This is a genomic window from Photobacterium malacitanum (assembly GCF_900185615.1).
In the GTDB taxonomy this organism is placed as follows: Bacteria; Pseudomonadota; Gammaproteobacteria; order Enterobacterales; family Vibrionaceae; genus Photobacterium; species Photobacterium malacitanum.
Genome location: NZ_FYAK01000006.1, coordinates 117352 through 137379 on the forward strand (window position 1 = coordinate 117352; position 20028 = coordinate 137379).

The following is a 20028-nucleotide window of genomic DNA, read 5'->3' on the forward strand; positions in this document are numbered from 1 at the left end:
TTGCTATGTCTTTATAGCATGGAGATTCATCTCTGAATACTCTTTTACTTGAGAGATTAATTTGCTATATCAACACCATAACATTTCACCTGTAGCACTACCTGCTACAACGTATCGACATCATCAGCCCGCCACTATTAAGAGGTCGCAAATTATTATCATCCGACTTTCTATTTTGCCTAAGCAATGATAGAACAATGCCAAACAATCGCTTGAGAATAATGATGAGAACCAACTTAATCACCCGTGAAGGTTTTGATAAATTAGAAGAAGAACTCAATTACTTATGGCGTGAAGAGCGCCCAGAAGTGACCAAGAAAGTAACGTGGGCAGCAAGCTTAGGTGATCGTAGTGAAAATGCGGATTATCAATATAATAAAAAGCGACTGCGTGAAATTGACCGCCGAGTACGTTTTTTACGTAAACGCTTAGAAGCAGTTAAAGTCATTGATTATTCCCCTCAACAAGATGGCAAGGTGTTCTTTGGTGCTTGGGTTGAAATTGAAAATGAAGCAGGAGAACAAAAAACATTTCGCATTGTAGGTCCAGATGAAATCTATGGCCGCAATGATTACATTTCTATAGATTCACCGATGGCACGGGCATTGCTCAGCAAACAAGTGGACGACGATACCGTGGTTACGACACCGCTGGGTAAAAAGATGTGGTTTATTAATCACATTCGCTATCAAACCCAATAAAGCTATTACAGCCTGACACACTCTTCACCGCGGCTGACTTGCCAGATCAAGATTCAGCCGTAGAATGGAAGCTTAACGATTAACAAGAGATATCAACGGATGAGCAACGCTATCAACCAACAGATTGCCACAGAACTGAATGTGCGCACTGAACAAGTGAATGCTGCAGTTACCCTACTTGATGACGGTAATACGGTGCCTTTTATTGCCCGTTACCGTAAAGAAGTCACTGGCGAATTGGATGACACCCAACTACGTCAATTAGAATCGCGCTTAAGTTACCTGCGCGAACTCGATAGCCGCCGTCAGGTGATTCTAAAATCAATCACAGAACAAGGTAAACTGACACCAGCATTGGCAGCTGAAATTAATAGTGCTGACAGTAAAACCCGCCTTGAAGATCTCTACCTGCCTTATAAACAAAAACGTCGTACTAAGGGACAGATTGCGATTGAGGCTGGCATTGAACCACTTGCAGAGTTGCTATGGAATCAACCACAGCATTCACCAGAAGAAACGGCACGACAATACCTAAATCCTGAGCAAGGTTTTGCAGATAGCAAAGCCGTGCTTGATGGTGCTCGCGCTATTCTGATGGAGCGCTTTGCTGAAGACGCTGCATTACTTGAAAAAATTCGTCACCAGTTAAATAACCATGCTGAGCTCACTTCACGCATTATTGAAGGTAAAGAGCACGATGGCGCTAAGTTTAAAGATTATTTCGACTATAACGAGCAGATAAAAAACATTCCATCACACCGCGCTCTGGCATTATTCCGTGGTCGTAATGAAGGCTTTTTACAACTGTCACTCAATGCTGACCCTAATACTGAACAAGCTGTTCGTCATTCATATTGTGAAGTGATTATTGCTGAACATTACCACGTTAGTTTAGGCAACCAAGCTGCCGATGCATGGCGCAAACAAGTGATCAGCTGGGCATGGCGCATTAAAATTTTAATGCACATGGAAACTGAACTGATGGGCATTTTACGTGAAAAAGCCGAAGACGGTGCTATTCAAGTATTTGCCGATAACCTCCATGACTTACTAATGGCTGCTCCAGCTGGACCTCGCGTCACACTGGCGCTCGATCCTGGTTTACGTACCGGTAGTAAAATTGCAGTGGTTGATGAAACGGGTAAAGTATTAGATACCGCCACTATCTATCCACACCAACCACATAACAAAATTGTCGAATCAACCAAAACAGTCGTGGCGTTAATTAATAAACATAACGTCAACTTAATTGCGATTGGTAACGGCACTGCTTCACGTGAAACAGATGCATTTGTTACTAAACTGATTAAAGACAATCAGCTTAAAGTACAAAGTGTGATGGTCAGTGAAGCTGGCGCATCTGTCTACTCAGCATCAGAACTGGCAGCGAAAGAGTTCCCGAACCTAGATGTTTCCATTCGTGGTGCCGTTTCAATTGGCCGTCGTCTGCAAGACCCACTAGCAGAACTCGTTAAAATCGATCCCAAATCAATCGGTGTAGGCCAATACCAACATGATGTTAGCCAAAGCATGCTGGCTAAACGTTTGGACGTGGTGGTCGAAGACTGTGTAAACGCCGTTGGTGTTGATGTCAACACCGCATCTGCTGCTTTGCTGACTCGTGTTGCCGGCTTAAATACTACTATTGCCCAAAATATTGTTAATTATCGCGATGAAAATGGCCGCTTTGATAGTCGTACCGCACTTAAAAAAGTGGCGCGTTTAGGGCCAAAAGCGTTTGAGCAGTGTGCTGGATTCTTGCGAATAATGAACGGCAAAAACCCACTTGATGGCTCTGCGGTTCACCCTGAATCTTACGCAGTGGTGAAAGCCATTTCAGCAGCTAACAATAAACCGGTTGATGCTATTATTGGCAACACCGAATTCCTACGTAGCTTAAAAGCGGCTGACTACACCGATACTAATTTTGGTGTGCCTACGGTAACCGACATCATTAGTGAGCTTGATAAACCAGGTCGAGATCCTCGCCCTGAATTTAAAACAGCAACCTTTGCTGATGGCGTCAACGAAGTAAAAGACCTAATTCCTGGTATGGTGTTAGAAGGCGTGATCACAAACGTGACTAACTTTGGTGCTTTTGTTGACGTTGGTGTTCACCAAGATGGTTTGATCCATATCTCTGCCCTATCTGATAAATTTATTTCAGATCCACGTGAAGTGGTTAAAGCCGGTGATGTGGTGAAAGTTAAAGTGATGGAAGTCGATGTTCAGCGTAAACGTATTGCGATGACGATGCGTTTAAGTGATGAGCCAGGTCAAGAAAAACCAACTCGCCAAACCACCAACACCACCGCATCTCGTCAACAACCATCATCGCAGCAAACGCGTCAACATACGCCACCAGCATCCAAAAACACGCCTCCTATGGGCGGTGCTTTTGCGGCGGCGTTTGCCAATGCTAAGAAAAAATAATCACGATTAAACGCTAAAGAATAAGCGACATACTCGCAGTCAGACTCCTCGTCTGGCTGTGAGTTTAAATAACCTTCAAATACTGCGTCGGTGGATTAGGCTGTGTTGCTTGCGCATAATGATGACTGACAACTCCTTTGGTACGCTCACTGTCATTGATTAATGCTAGCTGCGCTAATAACTCTCGTGGTAATTCAATGTGCATCGAATAACCGAGCTCCGTAGCTGGTGCAACGTAATTATCCAACGATAACACTCGTACAATTTGAGCTAATTGCAGCTGATAGCCCTCAAATAGTTTCGACTGTGATTGCGAATAATCAGGGTGTTCACTTGCATCCCAGCTGGGCTTATTACGCTGTTTTTCTTCTGCCGTCAGGGATTTTTCTGCTGTCGCGGCACTACTCTCAACCACAGGTATGATTTTTTCACGCACACGGTTATCTCGCGCCACTTGATCCGTTAATGGATTCGTCGTTGTCGCTAATACCGGCACACTTGATTGTAATGGAGCAATCACCATCTTGAAAAACCCACCGTTGCTATCCAAAAACGCGTTATGACATCCTAGGTACTATATCGACCATCTATGATAATTATTTACTTCAATGATCATTGCGTAATGCTCTTATCTATCGTATTCCGCAACAGCAGTTAGCCAATAAAATCACTCACCACAGCAACAAACTCATCCAAATGTGAAATAAACGGTGCATGTGATGCATCAACAAAAACATAACTTTGTGAGTGAGGATGTTGGGCACTTAATACCGGCTCAGTTTTAATCGGCACTAACGCATCTAATCGTCCATATAACCGCAACCACGGTTGTGATAGATCCACTAATGATGGTCGTAAATCAACATTTTCTAATAATTCTAACCCAAGGGTTAACGCAGCTAATTGTGGCTGTGGTCTTGATAATACCGCAGCTTTCAATTGTCGAATGTCTTCCTTTGCTGTGCGACTACCTAAGCCCTGCAACACCAAAAACCGTTCAATGGTAATGGCAAAATCAGTTACTAACTGGTTTTGGAAATTAGCCAGTACCCGTGGCTGAATACCGTTCCAATCCGTTCGCGACATAAAACATGGCGAACTGGCAACGGTGATTAATTGAGTTACCCTTGATGGTGCTGTTAGTGCTGCTTGTGTCGCAATCACGCCACCTAATGACCAACCTAGCCACACTGCTGTTGGTGGTGCTTGGGCTAATAACAACTCAACAATGTCAGTTAATGAGGTCGCACTTATACCGCCGTTATCACCATAACCTGGCAAATCACACCAATGGACACAATAATGCTGACTTAGCATCGGGATCACATCTTGCCATACACCAACATTCATTCCCCACCCATGAATGAGAACCAGATCTGGCCCCTGACCTTCACTGTACCAATTAAGCTGTGATGTCATTTATAGTTCCCTGCATCGATTGTTTATGAGTAATAATGATGCCAAATAGAGTGCCATCATGGCGAGATAATTTATACCATCGATTATTGTTTAAACATTGTTCTCTATGCCAACTACCACTCAATCAAACTGAGCACTATTGGTGCAACCATTGTATTAATCATTTTCCAACCCAGCCCTATTGCCAACATTGTGGCACCACTATGTTGAGTACTGTTACCGATTGTGGTCGCTGCCTAAGCAATCCTCCTCGATGGCATCGCCTCTATCGTTTAGGTGAATATCGGCCGCCATTACAGCAACTTATCCATCAATTTAAATTTTATGGTAAGTTTTGGTTAGCTCAGCCACTGGCACAACAACTTGCTTACCAAATTACTGACCCTGCCCCACTATTATTACCCGTTCCGCTCCATTGGCGACGCTATTGCTTGCGCGGGTTTAATCAAAGTCATCAATTGGCATTAGCATTAGCTGCTATTTTACATAGCCAAGTTAATCAACATGCTTTTCAACGTCTACGCCACACTCCACCTCAGCAACAACTAACCAAAATTCAACGTCGCCACAATCTTAAGCATGCTTTTAAATTACACTCTTGCAGCTTGCCAGATCATGTCGCGATCATTGACGATGTCGTCACCACAGGTGCCACAGTCGATCAATTAACCCAATTACTACTTCAACGTGGTGTTAAGCGTGTTGATATTTATACGCTATGTCATACTGAACAACCACCTCACTAATCTTGTATAAAAAAGACGCGCATTAATTAATAAAACGTGGTCAAATAAAAAATGTCGCTTTAAAGATGCGACAATGACTCACAAAGAGTAGAATGAATAAAACTTACTAAATAAGTCAGGTATTACATCGTGTCCATGATCACTATTACTGAAAGCGCTCAGCAGCACTTCGGCAAGCTTCTTGCCCAGCAGCCTGAGGGTACTAATATCCGTGTTTTTGTTGTAAACCCAGGCACCCAAAGTGCTGAATGTGGCGTATCCTACTGCCCACCAGAAGCGGTTGAAGCAAGTGATACGGAAATGAAACTTGAGCTATTTTCTGCTTTTATTGACGAATTAAGCCTTCCTTTCCTTGATGATGCTGAAATTGATTTTGTTACTGATAAAATGGGTTCACAGCTAACATTAAAAGCACCTAACGCTAAAGTGCGTAAAGTTGCCGATGATGCGTCATTGATGGAGCGTGTTGATTACGTACTTCAAACTCAAATTAACCCACAACTTGCAGGTCATGGCGGTCACGTGTCCCTGTCTGAAATCACTGAGGATGGTGTTGCTATTCTTCAATTTGGTGGTGGTTGTAATGGTTGTTCTATGGTTGATGTGACGCTAAAAGAAGGCATTGAGAAAGAGCTACTCGTGCAATTTGAAGGCGAATTAACTGGTGCACGTGATATTACAGATCACGCTCGTGGCGATCACTCTTACTATTAATGGTATAGATCCACAATTGCAGCAGATAGTAAAAAGCCGCATCAAAATGCGGCTTTTTTATTATTGAACGATCAATTTAGGATTTGAATAGTAACCGTACGCTTGCCCCATTTTCGAGCCGCTTTTACATCGTTACCCATATAAATATCAATCTTATTACGCCAACGACGGTGCATTTTATCCAGCACAATATACTCGCCAGTTAAGCCTTGAATTTTAATTCGAGTACCTTTTTTAAATCCTTTTTGGAGTAAATCTCGTGATATTGCCACAGCTTTCATGCCCGGCTTTAACCGCACTCCCCAAGCTGTCAGATTAGGTTGATGATTGGTTTGCGCCCGTACTGAATTGTAAGCGCTTGCAGTTACCCGCAATGTTTTTATCGAACTAGCATAGCTAGACAAGCTAAAAAGCAGTGACAAAAATACGACAAAAAAGATCGATTTTTTCATTTTCTACAATGCCTTGGAAGTCAAAGCTGCGTATTAAACCAAAAACCTACCGTCAATAATATATTTAAAGAGCATTAATAGCGCCAATAAATAGAATTAAGCTCTAACAACCGTGATAGTTACCCGTCGTTTACCCCAATTTTTAGCTGCTCTAACATCTTTACCCATATAGATATCAATCTTACGATTCCAACGGTGGTGCATTTTATCTAGTACTACATATTCACCGGGTAAACCTGAGATTTTGACTTTAGAGCCACGCTTTAGCCCCATTTTAAGTAAATCCCGAGAAACAGCGATAGCTTTCATGCCGGGCTTTAAACGATCTCCCCAAGCTGCAATATTAGGACTAGCATCTGTTTGCGATCGCACTGAATTATATGCTGTTGCGGTAACATGCAATTTTTTAAAACTGCTGGCATAGCTATGAACACTGAAAGTTAAACTCAGCACCAACAATAAATAACCTATAATCTTGTTTGTCATTTGCACCACCTGGATAATAAGTGAACGCATTTAAGCAAATCATAATCACGATTGAAAGCCTTTTTTGTGTAAAAAAACGTCAATTCTATTCACAGAAATGATAACTGGTTGTTTATAAAGTGTGTGGTAAAAATATGTTTTTCCGCCATTGCGAAATAAATATCACTGCTAATATCGCCCCTCGCAACGCCATAAAACCCACCATCGCCGCCCATAAAGCATGATTACCATAACTGCTCATTGACCACCAAATCACAAAAAAACCGCTGGTTGCTAAAAACATGCTATTACGCATATCTTTACCACGCGTTGCACCGATAAATACCCCATCCAATAAAAAGCACCACATTGCGACTAACGGCACAGCTGTCAACCACGGCAAATAATTATCAGCTTGTTGTTGAACTGCAGGAATATCAGAAATCATTGCAACTATTTGAGTACCAAAAACAGCAAAAATAACGGTTAACCCTAATGAAATTAATAAACTCCAAAATGTTGTCCCAACTAAATAACGCTCAAGTTGGCCCTTATTTCCAGCCCCGATTGCTTTACCTACTAACGCTTCCATAGCATATGCAAACCCATCCATCGCATAGGACACCAGCATTAAAAAACTCATTAATACCGCATTGGCAGCCACCACATTATCGCCTAAATGCGCCCCCTGAAAGGTCATAAAAGTAAATGTCGCTTGCAAGCATAAACTGCGTAAAAATATATCGCGATTGAGCTTTAGTAATCGCCCGATGCCATAACGGATACTGGTAAGCTTTTGCTTTAGCGGCGGTAAACCTAAACGTAACCATTGTTGAGCAACAAACCATAAGCCTAATACCATACCGCTGTAATCAGCGATAACAGATGCTGCCGCAGCACCTTGCACTTTCCACCCCAAACCCAGCACAAAAACTAAATCTAGCAGTATATTGACGACGTTCGTTACAATAAGTAACCACATTGGCAGTTTTGCATTTTGCATGCCCAACAACCATCCCATGATCACAAAATTAGCTAAAGCCGCAGGTGCGCCCCAAATACGGGTCGAGAAATACTGGTTCGCATATAATTTCACTTCACTGCCAGCGCTACTAAAATGAAAAATGAGCTGGCTTACTGGGTAGTGGAATACCACGAGTACCGCCCCCAATAGCCACGCAAGTGCCATGCCTTGAACAAAAATGATCGCTTGAGCATCTTTGTTATCGCTGCCTTGCGCCTGAGCAGTAACACCTGTGGTTGCCATCCGTAAAAAACCCAGCAACCACAACGTCACATTGATCATGGTGCCACCCACAGCAACACCACCTAAATACCATGATTGATCAAGATGACCGATAACCGCAGCATCAATCAATCCCAACAATGGCACAGTAATATTAGACAGCACCATCGGCAGCGCTAATGCGAAAACCTGATAATGAAGTGATTTATCTTTTAATGTAGTAAACACAGGCTTCCCTTAGCTTTCCAAAATAAGGAACCAGTTTACCATTTGAGAAAGGTGACAACAGACTGATTAAGATAACAAAGGCGCAGCCTGTGACGTAATATTAAGTCGCTATAAAGGCTAACCACCAATGATCAACTAATAACACCACAAACAAGGCTAATATATGCCAAATTGAATAATTAAATGTTGCCCATGCATGACCTGCATTATCAAAAAATTTTAGCTTAATGGCATAACCAATAAAACCAAGGTTTAACATACTACTGCCAATTAAATAAACGCCGCCACTCATGCCAGTTAGCCATGGTAACAACCCGACCGCAAACAACAATAAGGTATAAAACAGCACCATGGTTTTGGTATATTCAACCCCATGAGTTACAGGCAACATCGGAATACCGGCTTTGGCGTAATCATCGCGACGGTGAATTGCCAGCGCCCAAAAATGCGGTGGCGTCCATACAAAAACCAGCATCACTAATAACAGCGCATAAGGACTCACACTGCCTGTCACTGCTGTCCAACCTAACAATGGCGGCGCTGCTCCAGCTAAACCACCAATGACAATATTCTGCGGCGTAGCATGCTTTAACCATACGGTATACACCACCGCATAGCCGACTAAACTTGCCATCGTTAACCATGCCGTCAGTGGATTTAGCTGCCATAGTAAAAGAAATCCTAACACCATTAACAGACTTGCAAACAACACCGCATTGACTGTTGCGATACGCCCTTTTGCTAATGGTCGATGGTAAGTTCGTGCCATTTGAGCATCAAAACGCCGATCAAGCACATGATTAAATACCGCGGCAGCAGCTGATTGTAAGCCAATCCCAACCAATCCCAGCACCACCACTTTGAACGAGGGTACTGTTGGCACCGCAAGACACATTCCAACCAATGCCGTCAGCAATAACATTGCCACCACTTTAGGCTTTGTCATGGTTACATAATCTCGCCACACCGCAGTAGTTAATGTCACACCACGGCTGCGTTCAGGCCATTGTAATTTATCCATATGATTACTCCTGCGGTAATGGCTGCGCTATTGTGCGTGACCATCGAGACCCCACTCCCACTCGATAACTCACACTCACCATCATCACCAACAACCCTAAACCAGTAACATTATGAGCAACAGCAACTGCTAGCGGTAAACTGGCCACCACATTTGTCACTCCAAGTGCAATTTGCACTAACAACAACAGCACTAACCCAAAGCTATAACGTCGCAATGAATGCTGTAGCCAACATAACCATGCCATGGTTAATACCACTACCGTTGTAATCATGGCGCCAATACGATGTACCACATGAATCGACACCCGTTGGCCATAATCAAGCACACCATATTGATAACTGTCATGTGGTGGCTGCACCAACAAAAAAGCTTTTGAATCAAACAATTGCATCCAGTTAGCTTCACAGATCGGCAGTTGACTACACACCAATGCAGCATAGTTCGCCGCAGTCCATCCACCTAAAGCAATTTGAAAAAAAACCACTATAACGCTGATGATCGCTGCGATTCGTAACCGACGTAAGGGTTTGGCTGCAATCTTGGTTATGATTGAGGGTGGCGATTGAAGTTGTAACCGCAATAGCCACAATAAACTCACAATGCAAAAGCCACCTAATAAGTGCGCCATGACTACAGCTGGCATCAACACTAACGTAACAGTCCACATACCCAATAAAGCTTGCAAGACCACCATACATAATAACAATGATGGTAATAGTTTCGGTCGCGATGGTTTTCGCCACGCCATAATATTAATAGCAGCAATAAATAAACCTAAGCTGCCTGCAATATAGCGATGCAACATTTCATTCCATGCTTTTTGAGGTTCTAACGGTGTTTGAGGAAAAAATGTAGCGGCAGTTTGTTGCTCAAGTGCGGTTTGAGGCACAGTTAAAAAACCGTAACAACCTGGCCAATCTGGGCAACCTAGCCCTGCTTCCGTTAGCCGAGTAAACGCCCCGAGAGCCACGACAGCCACTGACAATACACAACTAAAACTGACTAAAAAAAAGAAATATCGATCATTATTAGTGGTAGTAATCATTCGTTATCCTCCCTAATGACAGCAATGACTTAACCTATTTTTGAGACTTTTAGTAACCGTTTTAAATCACGCAAAACATCTTTTCCTTGACGTAATATCTGTTGTTCACCCGTCACCAATGGATAAGCCATTAGCATATTACCGTGAGGATCAGCGATATAAATAGTTGCCAAACCATATTCTAATTGTGCTAACTGTTGCTGTAGCGAAGTCTCTATTTGGCGCTGTTCTAACCCCTGCAGCAATGATGTTGCAGCGCTATTATCATTACTGACCAATACGACACTCTGTAGCCGATGACTATCAGCTCCGGCTGCTTGTGGCACTTGGCGCAAATTAAATAACGCACCTTGGCAATGTGCATCACAACGCGCAGGAAGCCGATAAATTAGTTGCCATGTCTGCGGTAGCGCAAATTCAGCAATGGTGACTGCTGGCTGTAATAATTGACCACGATTTGTGACCCCACCTTGATACCACTGCTGGTGTAACATCACTTTCGCTATGATTATCGGTAACGCAAACACCAATCCGACCACTAATAATATCTGATATTTTTTCATACAGCTTGCTCCCTGCGTAGCCATAATAAAGACATAAAAACCACTGCAATCGCGAGTAAAAACCACTGCATTGCATAGCCATAATGTTTCTTTGGCCCCATCACGACTGGCTGCCATGTTTGCGTTAATGCGATAGGACTTGAGGGTGATATTTGAATAATCCACGGTAATAGTGGTTGTTGTAACTGTTGAGTTAGCCAAATTAATTCAATATTTTGCACTCGTAATGGCCATTGATTATCAGCATTATCCGGCTTAAATTGTAATAACTGCTGCGCTGGAGCAACCACACCAGTAATGATTTGACGACCATCAAAGGTCGGTAACGTCGGCAATATATTTCGATATGGTGGAGCAGCAATCCAACCGAGGTTAACTAATACTCGTTGTTGCTGGCTCACAAAAGGCAAGTAAAGATGGTAGCCCGGGCGGCCACGGTAAAGCTGATTATCTAATAAGATCGGGCGACTATTATCAAATTCACCTTCAATGGTAATGCTATGCCATAGCGGTTGCAGCGGCAGATTGGCTAAATCAACCAACATCGTTTGCTGACGCGTTGTTACTTGGGATTGTAACTGCTGCTTTTCATTGGCGCGGCTCATTTGCCACCATCCCAGTTTTAATAACAAAGCAACAACGGCTATGGTAAACATAATAAAAGCGATAGATCGCATCATTAAGTATCCTTTTATCGCTAACAGTTAAAACCCGCTATGCTTTAAATAGCCACTTGAGGAGCATCTAACATGCTAATTAAATTGTTATTTATCGTCTTATTACTGCTAATGATTATTTATCTATTTCGTGCTCTACCACTGATGTTAAAAGCGCAATCATCACGACCGCTATCGCATTATCTTGGGCGACGGTTACTGATTGCGGTCATTTTGTTTGGATTACTCGTTATTGCTTTAATGACCGGTATTATTCAACCTAACCCTGATCCTTATATGCCCTAACCACCCTTGCTTTACTCACTTTTGTTGAGCCACTTAAGACGCGCCGCTATAAAATATAAACAAACACGAATAAGCATAGCCACACCACATCCACAAAATGCCAATACCAAGCACCTGCTTGAAAAGCAAAATGATGCTGAGGAGTAAAATGTCCTTTTAAAACTCGGCACCAAACAATGAACAATAACACCGCCCCTAAGGTGACATGGACACCGTGAAAGCCAGTTAACATAAAGAAGGTGTTACCATACACACCGCTTTCGAGGCGTAAGTTAAGATCACGATAAGCATGGATATATTCCACCGCTTGAAGATAGACAAACACTCCACCAAGTAACACTGTGACTAATAAAAATAAGCTTAATCGACGCCGTTGATTATTTTCTAACGCCAGATGAGCAACATGCAGCGTGATAGATGACGTGAGTAGAATAATGGTGTTATATAACGGTAATCCAATCGGCCCCATTGCTTGAGTTTCAGTACCATCAGGGGTTACAACCAGTGGCCAATCGGCAACAAAATGCGGCCATAATACAATGTTGGTCATGGCATTATTACTTGCACCACCGAGCCAAGGTACGGCAATCATACGTATATAAAATAACGCTCCAAAAAATGCGCCAAAGAACATCACTTCCGAGAAAATAAACCAACTCATACCTTGTCGAAACGAGCGATCCATTTGAGTACTGTATAAACCGCCCATTGATTCGATGATCACATCGCGAAACCAACCAGTTAGCATGATTAAAATTAATCCAACCCCAGTTAATAAAATCCACGGCCCTTGCCCCGCCAATAAATCACCAACGGTCGCCCCTGCACCTAGGGCAATTAAGAACAATGCTACCGCCCCTAAAATAGGCCAACCACTCGCCTCTGGTACATAATATTCATCAGGGGTTGCTAGCGTAGATTGCTTAGAATCATCATAAGAGTTCGACATTTTTCACCTCATTATCTTGCTCATTAGATTGAGTAAGGGGTTGCGCAGTAGCACTTACGTCATAAAGGGTGTATGCCAATGTAAGGACTTCAATATCACGCGGCAGATCAGGATCAACATAAAATACCAGCGGCAACTCAGCCTCTTGACCTGCTGCTAATGGTTGATGATTAAAACAAAAACACTCAATTTTATTAAAATATTGTGCGGCAATCCCTGGGGTTACAGACGGTACAGCTTGGCCGATAGATGGCTGGGGATTAAGGTTTTTTACCTGATAGTTAATGATTTTTTTCTCCCCTGGGTGAACATTCACTTGCGTTACCTGGGGGGTAAATTGCCACTTCACATCAGGATTAATATAAGCAACAAACTCCACCGTCACGGTTCGAGTTCGATCAACCCTATCGCTAGCCGCCGTTGGCGTTGTCGCCGTTTTGCCATTAATACCGGTAATATCACAAAACACGTCATATAAAGGCACTAACGCAAACGCGAACCCAAACATTGCTATAGCTGCAAACACCAATCCAATCACCGAGCGTCTTGATTGCGGCTCCATATCAACCTCCGCTAATCAATTTTAGGCGGGGTTGAAAAAGTGTGATATGGCGCTGGAGACGGTACCATCCACTCTAAACCCTCAGCCCCTTCCCAAGGTTTTGAGGCTGCTTTTTCTCCACCTCGAATGCATTTCACCACCACCGCGACAAATAATAATTGTGACAAGCCAAATAAAAATCCACCGACACTCACCACCGCATTAATATCAGCAAACTGCAACGCATAATCAGGAATACGACGCGGCATACCAGCAAGGCCTAGAAAGTGCATTGGAAAAAACAGAATATTGACTGAAATTAATGAGCACCAAAAATGCCATTGCGCTAAGCGTTCATTGAACATATGCCCAGTCCATTTAGGCAACCAATAATAGGCTGCAGCCATAATTGAAAAAATCGCGCCTGATACCAACACATAATGGAAATGGGCCACCACAAAATAGGTATCGTGATATTGAAAATCTGCCGGAGTAATAGCTAGCATTAATCCTGAAAAGCCACCGATGGTAAATAACACAATAAACGCTATCGCAAATAACATCGGTACTTCAAATGTCAGCGAGCCACGCCACATGGTCGCAACCCAATTAAACACTTTGACCCCTGTTGGCACTGAGATCAGCATGGTGCAATACATAAAGAAAAGTTCAGCGGCAACTGGCATGCCGGTGGTAAACATATGATGCGCCCACACCAAAAAACTCAACCCAGCAATTGAGGCGGTGGCATACACCATTGAGCTATAACCAAAGAGTTTCTTACGTGAAAATGCGGGTATAATTGCCGATATGATACCGAAACTCGGCAAAATCATAATGTAAACTTCAGGATGACCAAAAAACCAGAATATGTGTTGGAACATCACTGGATCGCCACCACCTGCAGCATCAAAGAAACTGGTACCGAAATATTTATCCGTTAATACCATGGTGACAGCACCCGCTAACACTGGCATTACCGCTATCAATAAAAATGCTGTTATTAGCCATGTCCACACAAACAACGGCATTTTCATATAAGTCATACCAGGTGCGCGCATATTCATAATGGTCACCACCACATTAATTGCCCCCATGATCGAACTGATACCCATAATATGAATCGCAAACACAAACAAACCAGTACTTGCAGGGCTATAGGTAGTCGACAACGGCGCATAAAATGTCCAACCAAAATTAGGCCCGCCCCCTTCCATAAATAACGATGCTAATAACAAGCTAAACGCAAACGGTAGGATCCAAAAGCTCCAATTATTCATTCGTGGCAGAGCCATATCTGGCGCGCCAATCATCAATGGAATCATCCAATTAGCAAGTCCTGTAAAGGCTGGCATTACCGCACCAAACACCATAATCAAGCCATGAACAGTGGTCATTTGATTAAAAAAATTCGGTTCAACCAATTGCAATCCAGGCTGGAATAACTCCGCTCGAATCACCATAGCCATCGCCCCGCCAATAAAGAACATCGACAGACTAAATAGCAAATACAATGAGCCAATATCTTTATGGTTAGTGGTAAATAACCACCGCTTAAGCCCCTTAGGCGGATGATGCTCATGATGTTCTATGGCTGGTTGCTGGTGCGCTATCTCCGTCATGCTCGTTATTCCTTATCACTACTGGCCAGTTTTAACCGCCTCAATATCCGCAGCTTGTACGGCTTCTCCGGTATTATTTCCCCAAGCATTACGCTCATAGGTGATCACCGCAGCTAATTCTTTTAGGCTTAATTGCGGACCAAATGCTTGCATTGCAGTGCCCGTACTGCCATGAACTACAATCTTGATATGCTCAGTTTTTTGCTTAGGATCAATCGACATTCCTTGCCCAGCTAATGCAGGAAAAGCGCCTGGGATCCCTTCGCCATTAGCTTGGTGACACATCGCACAACGGCTGTTATAGGTTTTCTCACCCAGTGCCATCAACTCATCCATTGGCATTACCATATCCAATAGTTGTTGTTCTTGTTCTCGTGCTTGGCGTTGAGTCGCTTGCGTTTGTTGTAGCCATTGTTCGTATTCAGCTTGCGGTTTTGCAATCACAACAATCGGCATAAAACCATGATCTTTACCGCACAACTCAGCACACTGACCACGATAAATCCCCGGCTTATCAATACGCGTCCATGCTTCGTTAATAAAACCGGGGTTAGCATCTTTTTTGACCGCAAACGCCGGCACCCACCACGAGTGGATCACGTCTTGAGAAGTAATTAAAAAGCGAATTTTTTTACCGATCGGTACCACTAAGGGGTAATCCACTTCTAATAAATAATTAGCCCGTTTAGGCCGAAGGTTGTCAATTTGAGCGGCACTCGTCGCGAGGTGCGAATAAAATTCAACATCTTGATCAAAATAGCGGTAATGCCATTTCCACTGGGAGCCAGTCACTTGAATGGTGAGATCAGATTTAGACGGATCTTCCATGGCTAATAATGTTTTAGTTGCGGGAATTGCCATCAAGATCAAAATAACAAATGGAATTAATGTCCAAATAATTTCAACTTTAGTGCTTTCATGAAAGGAAGCTGCAACGGCACCTTTTGATTTTCGATGGTGAAAAATAGACCAAAACATGGCTCCAAATACCACCACGCCGATAGCAATGCAGATATACATAATTGTCATATGTAAACCAAACACATCTTGGCTTATTGCCGTAACGCCTGGTGTCATATTAAATTGTATGGTTTCACCCAGCAGTGGAGCTGAAAATAGGATTAATCCACTACTGCCGATCAGTTTACGTAACATCGTTCTGACCTCCTTTGTCGACTACAGCTTGCCTTACCCTGCACATGCAACGACAAATTTTCCCGTCAGCAGCAAAGCTAAAATAATATTCCTCTCTATTTAACTTAGGCACTAAACAGTAATAGCGCAAAAAATCACCAACAAATAATTACTAACAATTAACTAGATAAGCCAATGATATATGTAACAAAATCGTCATAAATCATTTTACGAGACAAAAAAAAAGCGCAGCTAATACGCTACGCTTATTTGGTGTTAACTCAATCTGTCGTTAGCGGATAGTTACATCCAATCCGCGTTACGGATCACGCCAACAGCAATACCTTCAATGGTTAAGCTCTGGTGTTCTAAATCCACTTCAATTGGTGAAAAATCTTCATTTTCAGCATGAAGCAACACTTTGATACCTTTCTTATCAAGGCGTTTAACAGTAACTTCATCATCAACACGAGCAACAACAACCTGACCATTATGTACATCTTGAGTTTTATGTACCGCCAGTAAATCACCGTCCATAATGCCGATGTTTTTCATACTCATACCATTCACACGCAAGAGAAAATCAGCACGAGGTTTAAACAAAGTTGGATCCACCTCATAATGCGCTTCAACATGCTCTTGCGCTAAAATAGGTTCACCTGCAGCTACACGGCCAATTAACGGTAAACCTTTTTCATCGGCAATATCATCCTCAATGAGTAAACGGATTCCACGTGATGCGCCAGGAATAATTTCTAATACACCTTTACGGGCTAAAGCTTTTAAATGTTCTTCTGCTGCATTAGCAGAACGGAAGCCAAGTTCACGCGCGATTTCGGCACGTGTTGGTGGCATTCCACAGTCATCGATCTTTGCTTTGATAAGATCAAAGACTTGTTGTTGTCGCGGCGTTAACGGCTTCATGAGTCACCTGTCTTTTTATACAGTTGCTGTGAGTATATCCAGTGTTCAAAGACAATAAAAGCCAATTGTTTACGAAAACAGCAATTTGAGTAGGAATTCAAAGCCATTCAGTCACTTGGATTAAAAAAATATAATGCTATTGTTTGTGGCAATAATTCCAACAGAATCAATCATCTTTCATCAACTGGTCATGCCAGATCGTTTTTCAATCCAAAAGTTGTCATAAAAATAAACCATGACTTAGTCAAAAAAGTGGTATTTTAGCTCTTATTTACCGCATATCTCCTGCATGAAAGTGATTTTTTTCTGCTATTGTGCAGCGTATTAAGGTTCAGAGGCTAATTATATCTATGTCAAGCGGGCAGAAAATCTATCAACAATTATTAAAATTGCCACTTTCTTTGTTGGTAAAACCTCATTCGATTCCATCTGATCCAGTTGCTGATTTAGAACTCGATTTAGCGCGCCCAATCGTCTATATATTGCCGTACCGTTCTAATACTGATCTATTAACTCTACGTAGCAGCGCGCTAGCATCAGGTTTACCTGATCCACTATCGCCATTAGACATTAATGGCCAATCATTTCCACGTTTTGTTTGTGTTGCTGAAAGCCCAAGTATTTTTGGCAATAAAGGCGGACTTCCACAAGATTCAATTACGCTATTTTGTGATTTATTAGAATTACATAAACAAGATAGCGAATTAAACATTCAATTGATCCCTGCGTCGATTTTATGGGGTCGAGCACCGGGCAAAGAGTCAAAAACAAAGCCTATTTTACGCCCTTTAAATGGCCCCAAAAAAACCTGGGCTATTTTAGGTCATGGTCGAGATTGTTTAGTCCGTTTGAGTACTCCAGTATCTTTACGCTATATGGCTGATAACCACGGTACTGATGATGCGATTGCACAAAAATTAGCACGAGTGGCTAAGATTCATTTTTCACGTCAATTACTCGCGACATCAGGACCACGATTGCCAGATCGTAAACAACTTTTCAAACGCTTATTAGCATCAAAAGCTATTGATAAAGTGGTACAAGAAGAAGCATTAAGTCGTCAAGTTCCAGTAGAAAAAGTCCGTCGTGAAGCGATTGCGATGATGGAAGAAATTGCGGCTGATTTTTCTTATCCATTAATTAAAAATGGTGAGCGTTTCTTAGGTTGGTTGTGGAATAAGCTCTACCAAGGCCTCAATATTACCAATGCGCAACGTATTCGTCGTTTAGCGCAAGATGGTCATGAAATTGTGTATGTGCCTTGTCACCGTAGCCACATGGATTACTTATTACTGTCTTATGTTCTGTACCAAGAAGGCTTAGTGCCACCGCATATTGCCGCGGGTATCAATCTTAATTTCTTCCCTGCCGGACCTATTTTCCGTCGTGGTGGTGCATTCTTTATTCGTCGCAGTTTTAAAGGTGATCGCCTTTATTCAACTGTTTTCCGTGAATATTTAGCACAGTTATTTGCTAAAGGTTATTCGGTTGAATATTTCAGTGAAGGTGGACGCTCACGCACAGGTCGCTTACTTCCTGCTAAAACGGGCATGTTATCAATGACTATTCAGGCGATGTTACGTGGCTTAAATCGCCCTGTAACCTTAGTGCCCGTTTACATTGGTTATGAACATGTAATGGAAGTGGGTACCTACGCCAAAGAACTGCAAGGTAAACGCAAAGAAAAAGAAAATGTTGGTCAAGTGCTGCGTACTCTGCGTAAATTACGCAATTTCGGCAAAGGTTACGTTAACTTTGGTGAGCCGTTATCACTCAATCAATATTTAAATGATAACGTGCCTAATTGGCACCAAGATATAAATCCGATTGAACCGCAACGTCCAAGCTGGCTATCTCCAGCAGTGAATGATTTGGCGGTTAAGATGATGACTCACATTAATGATGCAGCGGCGACCAATGCTCTAACATTATGTGCATTAGCACTATTAGCCTCGCGCCAACGAGCATTAAGTCGCAGTTCATTAGAGCAGCAAATTGAATGTTACCTTGAACTGTTGCGTAATGCGCCGTATTCAAAACATTGTACCACGCCAAAAGATAACGCCACCCAAATGGTCGATCATGCGATTACCATGGATAAATTCCTGGTTGAACGCGACGTGTTAGGTGAAATTATCTCGCTTGATCGTGAGCAATCAATCTTAATGACCTACTACCGTAACAATATTATTCATTTGTTTGCGCTACCGTCATTGATTGCTCATATCGTGGTACAACAGCAATCTTTAACTCGCGCAGACATTCATCAGCAAGTCGAGTTACTGTATCCGTTCCTAAAAGCAGAGTTATTCTTACGCTTTGACGCTGAACAATTACCACAAGAAATTGATCGTTTAATTGCTGAACTCGTACGCCAACGGTTACTGCTGATTAATGATGATACCATTGCGATTAATAATGGCCGTATTGGGCCATTACAGCTGTTAGCACGTACCATTACTGAAACCTTACAGCGTTACGCTATTGCACTGACATTATTAAATGCTGAACCGCAATTACCAAAAACAGATTTAGAACAGCACAGTCAGGTTCTGGCGCAACGCTTAAGTCGTTTACATGGGATTAATGCTCCTGAATTTTTCGATAAAGGGGTGTTTAGTACTCTAGTAAAAACCCTTCATAGTGAAGGCTATCTCAATGATGAATGCCACGCAGTAACAGCACCTGTTGAGCAACTGGCAGGCTTGCTAACGTCATTGATTTCGCCAGAGGTAAGATTAACCATTCAAGCGGTGATGCACCCTGATGAAGAGTTAACTAACGACTAGTTATCAGAAACAAAAAAAGCGCCGCAAGGCGCTTTTTTTATGACTTAATATTGTTCGTTAATCATCGTCGC

The 20028-nt window shown here is 42.5% G+C and carries 20 protein-coding genes; 6 read left to right on the forward strand and 14 right to left on the reverse strand.

The window, feature by feature from the left end; all coding sequences use genetic code 11:
- Positions 1-224: 224 nt before the first annotated feature.
- Positions 225-701 carry a transcription elongation factor GreB gene (gene greB / locus PMAL9190_RS13945; protein ID WP_087845721.1) on the forward strand — a complete coding sequence of 159 codons (477 nt, stop codon included), beginning with the start codon at positions 225-227 and terminating at the stop codon, positions 699-701.
- A gap of 99 nt (positions 702-800) precedes the next feature.
- Positions 801-3134, forward strand: a complete 2334-nt coding sequence (locus PMAL9190_RS13950; protein WP_087845722.1) for a Tex family protein — start codon at positions 801-803, stop codon at positions 3132-3134.
- Positions 3135-3198: 64 nt separating this feature from the next.
- Here the strand turns inward: PMAL9190_RS13950 and PMAL9190_RS13955 are convergent, their stop codons facing one another.
- Both PMAL9190_RS13955 and bioH read right to left on the reverse strand, forming a co-directional pair.
- Complete coding sequence (locus PMAL9190_RS13955; RefSeq protein WP_087845723.1) at positions 3199-3657, reverse strand: ATP-dependent Lon protease; 459 nt, start codon at positions 3655-3657, stop codon at positions 3199-3201.
- A gap of 131 nt (positions 3658-3788) precedes the next feature.
- Positions 3789-4553, reverse strand: a complete 765-nt coding sequence (gene bioH, locus PMAL9190_RS13960) for a pimeloyl-ACP methyl ester esterase BioH (RefSeq protein WP_087845724.1) — start codon at positions 4551-4553, stop codon at positions 3789-3791.
- A 35-nt stretch (positions 4554-4588) separates the two neighbouring features.
- On the opposite strand from bioH, the gene PMAL9190_RS13965 reads away from it, so the two are divergent.
- Complete coding sequence (locus PMAL9190_RS13965) at positions 4589-5299, forward strand: phosphoribosyltransferase family protein (RefSeq protein ID WP_087845725.1); 711 nt, start codon at positions 4589-4591, stop codon at positions 5297-5299.
- Between the two features lie 129 nt (positions 5300-5428).
- Positions 5429-6013, forward strand: a complete 585-nt coding sequence (gene nfuA / locus PMAL9190_RS13970; protein ID WP_087845726.1) for a Fe-S biogenesis protein NfuA — start codon at positions 5429-5431, stop codon at positions 6011-6013.
- 71 nt (positions 6014-6084) lie between these two features.
- Here the strand turns inward: nfuA and PMAL9190_RS13975 are convergent, their stop codons facing one another.
- The 7 genes from PMAL9190_RS13975 to PMAL9190_RS14005 form a co-directional block, all read right to left on the reverse strand.
- Entirely contained in the window at positions 6085-6465 is a 381-nt protein-coding gene (locus tag PMAL9190_RS13975; protein WP_087845727.1) for a 3D domain-containing protein, read from the reverse strand.
- A 96-nt stretch (positions 6466-6561) separates the two neighbouring features.
- On the reverse strand, positions 6562-6951 hold the full coding sequence (locus tag PMAL9190_RS13980; protein WP_087845799.1) for a 3D domain-containing protein: 390 nt from the start codon (positions 6949-6951) through the stop codon (positions 6562-6564).
- Between the two features lie 112 nt (positions 6952-7063).
- A complete protein-coding gene (gene dinF, locus PMAL9190_RS13985; protein ID WP_087845728.1) occupies positions 7064-8404 on the reverse strand; it encodes an MATE family efflux transporter DinF in 1341 nt (446 codons plus the stop codon).
- Between the two features lie 100 nt (positions 8405-8504).
- Positions 8505-9425: a heme o synthase gene (gene cyoE / locus PMAL9190_RS13990; protein ID WP_087845729.1), complete on the reverse strand. Its 921-nt coding sequence runs from the start codon at positions 9423-9425 to the stop codon at positions 8505-8507.
- 4 nt (positions 9426-9429) lie between these two features.
- Entirely contained in the window at positions 9430-10473 is a 1044-nt protein-coding gene (locus PMAL9190_RS13995) for a COX15/CtaA family protein (protein ID WP_087845730.1), read from the reverse strand.
- 29 nt (positions 10474-10502) lie between these two features.
- A complete protein-coding gene (locus PMAL9190_RS14000; RefSeq protein WP_087845731.1) occupies positions 10503-11036 on the reverse strand; it encodes a redox-active disulfide-containing membrane protein in 534 nt (177 codons plus the stop codon).
- Positions 11033-11716, reverse strand: a complete 684-nt coding sequence (locus PMAL9190_RS14005) for an SURF1 family protein (protein WP_306341469.1) — start codon at positions 11714-11716, stop codon at positions 11033-11035. The genes PMAL9190_RS14000 and PMAL9190_RS14005 overlap by 4 nt, the downstream gene beginning before the upstream one ends.
- 69 nt (positions 11717-11785) lie before the next feature.
- Here PMAL9190_RS14005 and PMAL9190_RS14010 point away from each other — a divergent pair, with 69 nt between their 5' ends.
- Positions 11786-11998: a DUF2909 family protein gene (locus tag PMAL9190_RS14010; RefSeq protein ID WP_087845732.1), complete on the forward strand. Its 213-nt coding sequence runs from the start codon at positions 11786-11788 to the stop codon at positions 11996-11998.
- A gap of 46 nt (positions 11999-12044) precedes the next feature.
- Here PMAL9190_RS14010 and PMAL9190_RS14015 read toward each other — a convergent pair whose 3' ends face one another.
- The 5 genes from PMAL9190_RS14015 to lexA all read right to left on the reverse strand — a co-directional run bounded on the left by PMAL9190_RS14015 (position 12045) and on the right by lexA (position 17168).
- A complete protein-coding gene (locus tag PMAL9190_RS14015) occupies positions 12045-12947 on the reverse strand; it encodes a cytochrome c oxidase subunit 3 (protein ID WP_087845733.1) in 903 nt (300 codons plus the stop codon).
- Positions 12931-13509, reverse strand: a complete 579-nt coding sequence (locus tag PMAL9190_RS14020; protein WP_087845734.1) for a cytochrome c oxidase assembly protein — start codon at positions 13507-13509, stop codon at positions 12931-12933. The genes PMAL9190_RS14015 and PMAL9190_RS14020 overlap by 17 nt, the downstream gene beginning before the upstream one ends.
- A gap of 11 nt (positions 13510-13520) precedes the next feature.
- Positions 13521-15110, reverse strand: a complete 1590-nt coding sequence (ctaD, locus tag PMAL9190_RS14025; protein WP_087845735.1) for a cytochrome c oxidase subunit I — start codon at positions 15108-15110, stop codon at positions 13521-13523.
- Between the two features lie 18 nt (positions 15111-15128).
- A complete protein-coding gene (coxB, locus tag PMAL9190_RS14030; protein WP_087845736.1) occupies positions 15129-16265 on the reverse strand; it encodes a cytochrome c oxidase subunit II in 1137 nt (378 codons plus the stop codon).
- Between the two features lie 282 nt (positions 16266-16547).
- On the reverse strand, positions 16548-17168 hold the full coding sequence (gene lexA, locus PMAL9190_RS14035; RefSeq protein WP_087845737.1) for a transcriptional repressor LexA: 621 nt from the start codon (positions 17166-17168) through the stop codon (positions 16548-16550).
- Between the two features lie 350 nt (positions 17169-17518).
- Here lexA and plsB point away from each other — a divergent pair, with 350 nt between their 5' ends.
- Positions 17519-19957 carry a glycerol-3-phosphate 1-O-acyltransferase PlsB gene (gene plsB, locus PMAL9190_RS14040; RefSeq protein ID WP_087845738.1) on the forward strand — a complete coding sequence of 813 codons (2439 nt, stop codon included), beginning with the start codon at positions 17519-17521 and terminating at the stop codon, positions 19955-19957.
- The last annotated feature ends 71 nt before the right edge of the window (positions 19958-20028 follow it).

What these genes read in the sequence shown, in the direction of transcription:
- coxB (WP_087845736.1), bottom strand. Translation starts at nt 16,265, where the DNA reads ATGTTACGTAAACTGATCGGCAGTAGTGGATTAATCCTATTTTCAGCT.
- plsB (WP_087845738.1), top strand. Translation starts at nt 17,519, where the DNA reads ATGTCAAGCGGGCAGAAAATCTATCAACAATTATTAAAATTGCCACTT.
- PMAL9190_RS14020 (WP_087845734.1), bottom strand. Translation starts at nt 13,509, where the DNA reads ATGGAGCCGCAATCAAGACGCTCGGTGATTGGATTGGTGTTTGCAGCT.
- bioH (WP_087845724.1), bottom strand. Translation starts at nt 4,553, where the DNA reads ATGACATCACAGCTTAATTGGTACAGTGAAGGTCAGGGGCCAGATCTG.
- PMAL9190_RS14015 (WP_087845733.1), bottom strand. Translation starts at nt 12,947, where the DNA reads ATGTCGAACTCTTATGATGATTCTAAGCAATCTACGCTAGCAACCCCT.
- PMAL9190_RS13955 (WP_087845723.1), bottom strand. Translation starts at nt 3,657, where the DNA reads ATGGTGATTGCTCCATTACAATCAAGTGTGCCGGTATTAGCGACAACG.
- PMAL9190_RS13980 (WP_087845799.1), bottom strand. Translation starts at nt 6,951, where the DNA reads ATGACAAACAAGATTATAGGTTATTTATTGTTGGTGCTGAGTTTAACT.
- PMAL9190_RS13950 (WP_087845722.1), top strand. Translation starts at nt 801, where the DNA reads ATGAGCAACGCTATCAACCAACAGATTGCCACAGAACTGAATGTGCGC.
- PMAL9190_RS13995 (WP_087845730.1), bottom strand. Translation starts at nt 10,473, where the DNA reads ATGATTACTACCACTAATAATGATCGATATTTCTTTTTTTTAGTCAGT.
- PMAL9190_RS14000 (WP_087845731.1), bottom strand. Translation starts at nt 11,036, where the DNA reads ATGAAAAAATATCAGATATTATTAGTGGTCGGATTGGTGTTTGCGTTA.
- PMAL9190_RS13975 (WP_087845727.1), bottom strand. Translation starts at nt 6,465, where the DNA reads ATGAAAAAATCGATCTTTTTTGTCGTATTTTTGTCACTGCTTTTTAGC.
- ctaD (WP_087845735.1), bottom strand. Translation starts at nt 15,110, where the DNA reads ATGACGGAGATAGCGCACCAGCAACCAGCCATAGAACATCATGAGCAT.
- PMAL9190_RS14010 (WP_087845732.1), top strand. Translation starts at nt 11,786, where the DNA reads ATGCTAATTAAATTGTTATTTATCGTCTTATTACTGCTAATGATTATT.
- cyoE (WP_087845729.1), bottom strand. Translation starts at nt 9,425, where the DNA reads ATGGATAAATTACAATGGCCTGAACGCAGCCGTGGTGTGACATTAACT.
- PMAL9190_RS13965 (WP_087845725.1), top strand. Translation starts at nt 4,589, where the DNA reads ATGATGCCAAATAGAGTGCCATCATGGCGAGATAATTTATACCATCGA.
- greB (WP_087845721.1), top strand. Translation starts at nt 225, where the DNA reads ATGAGAACCAACTTAATCACCCGTGAAGGTTTTGATAAATTAGAAGAA.
- lexA (WP_087845737.1), bottom strand. Translation starts at nt 17,168, where the DNA reads ATGAAGCCGTTAACGCCGCGACAACAACAAGTCTTTGATCTTATCAAA.
- PMAL9190_RS14005 (WP_306341469.1), bottom strand. Translation starts at nt 11,716, where the DNA reads ATGATGCGATCTATCGCTTTTATTATGTTTACCATAGCCGTTGTTGCT.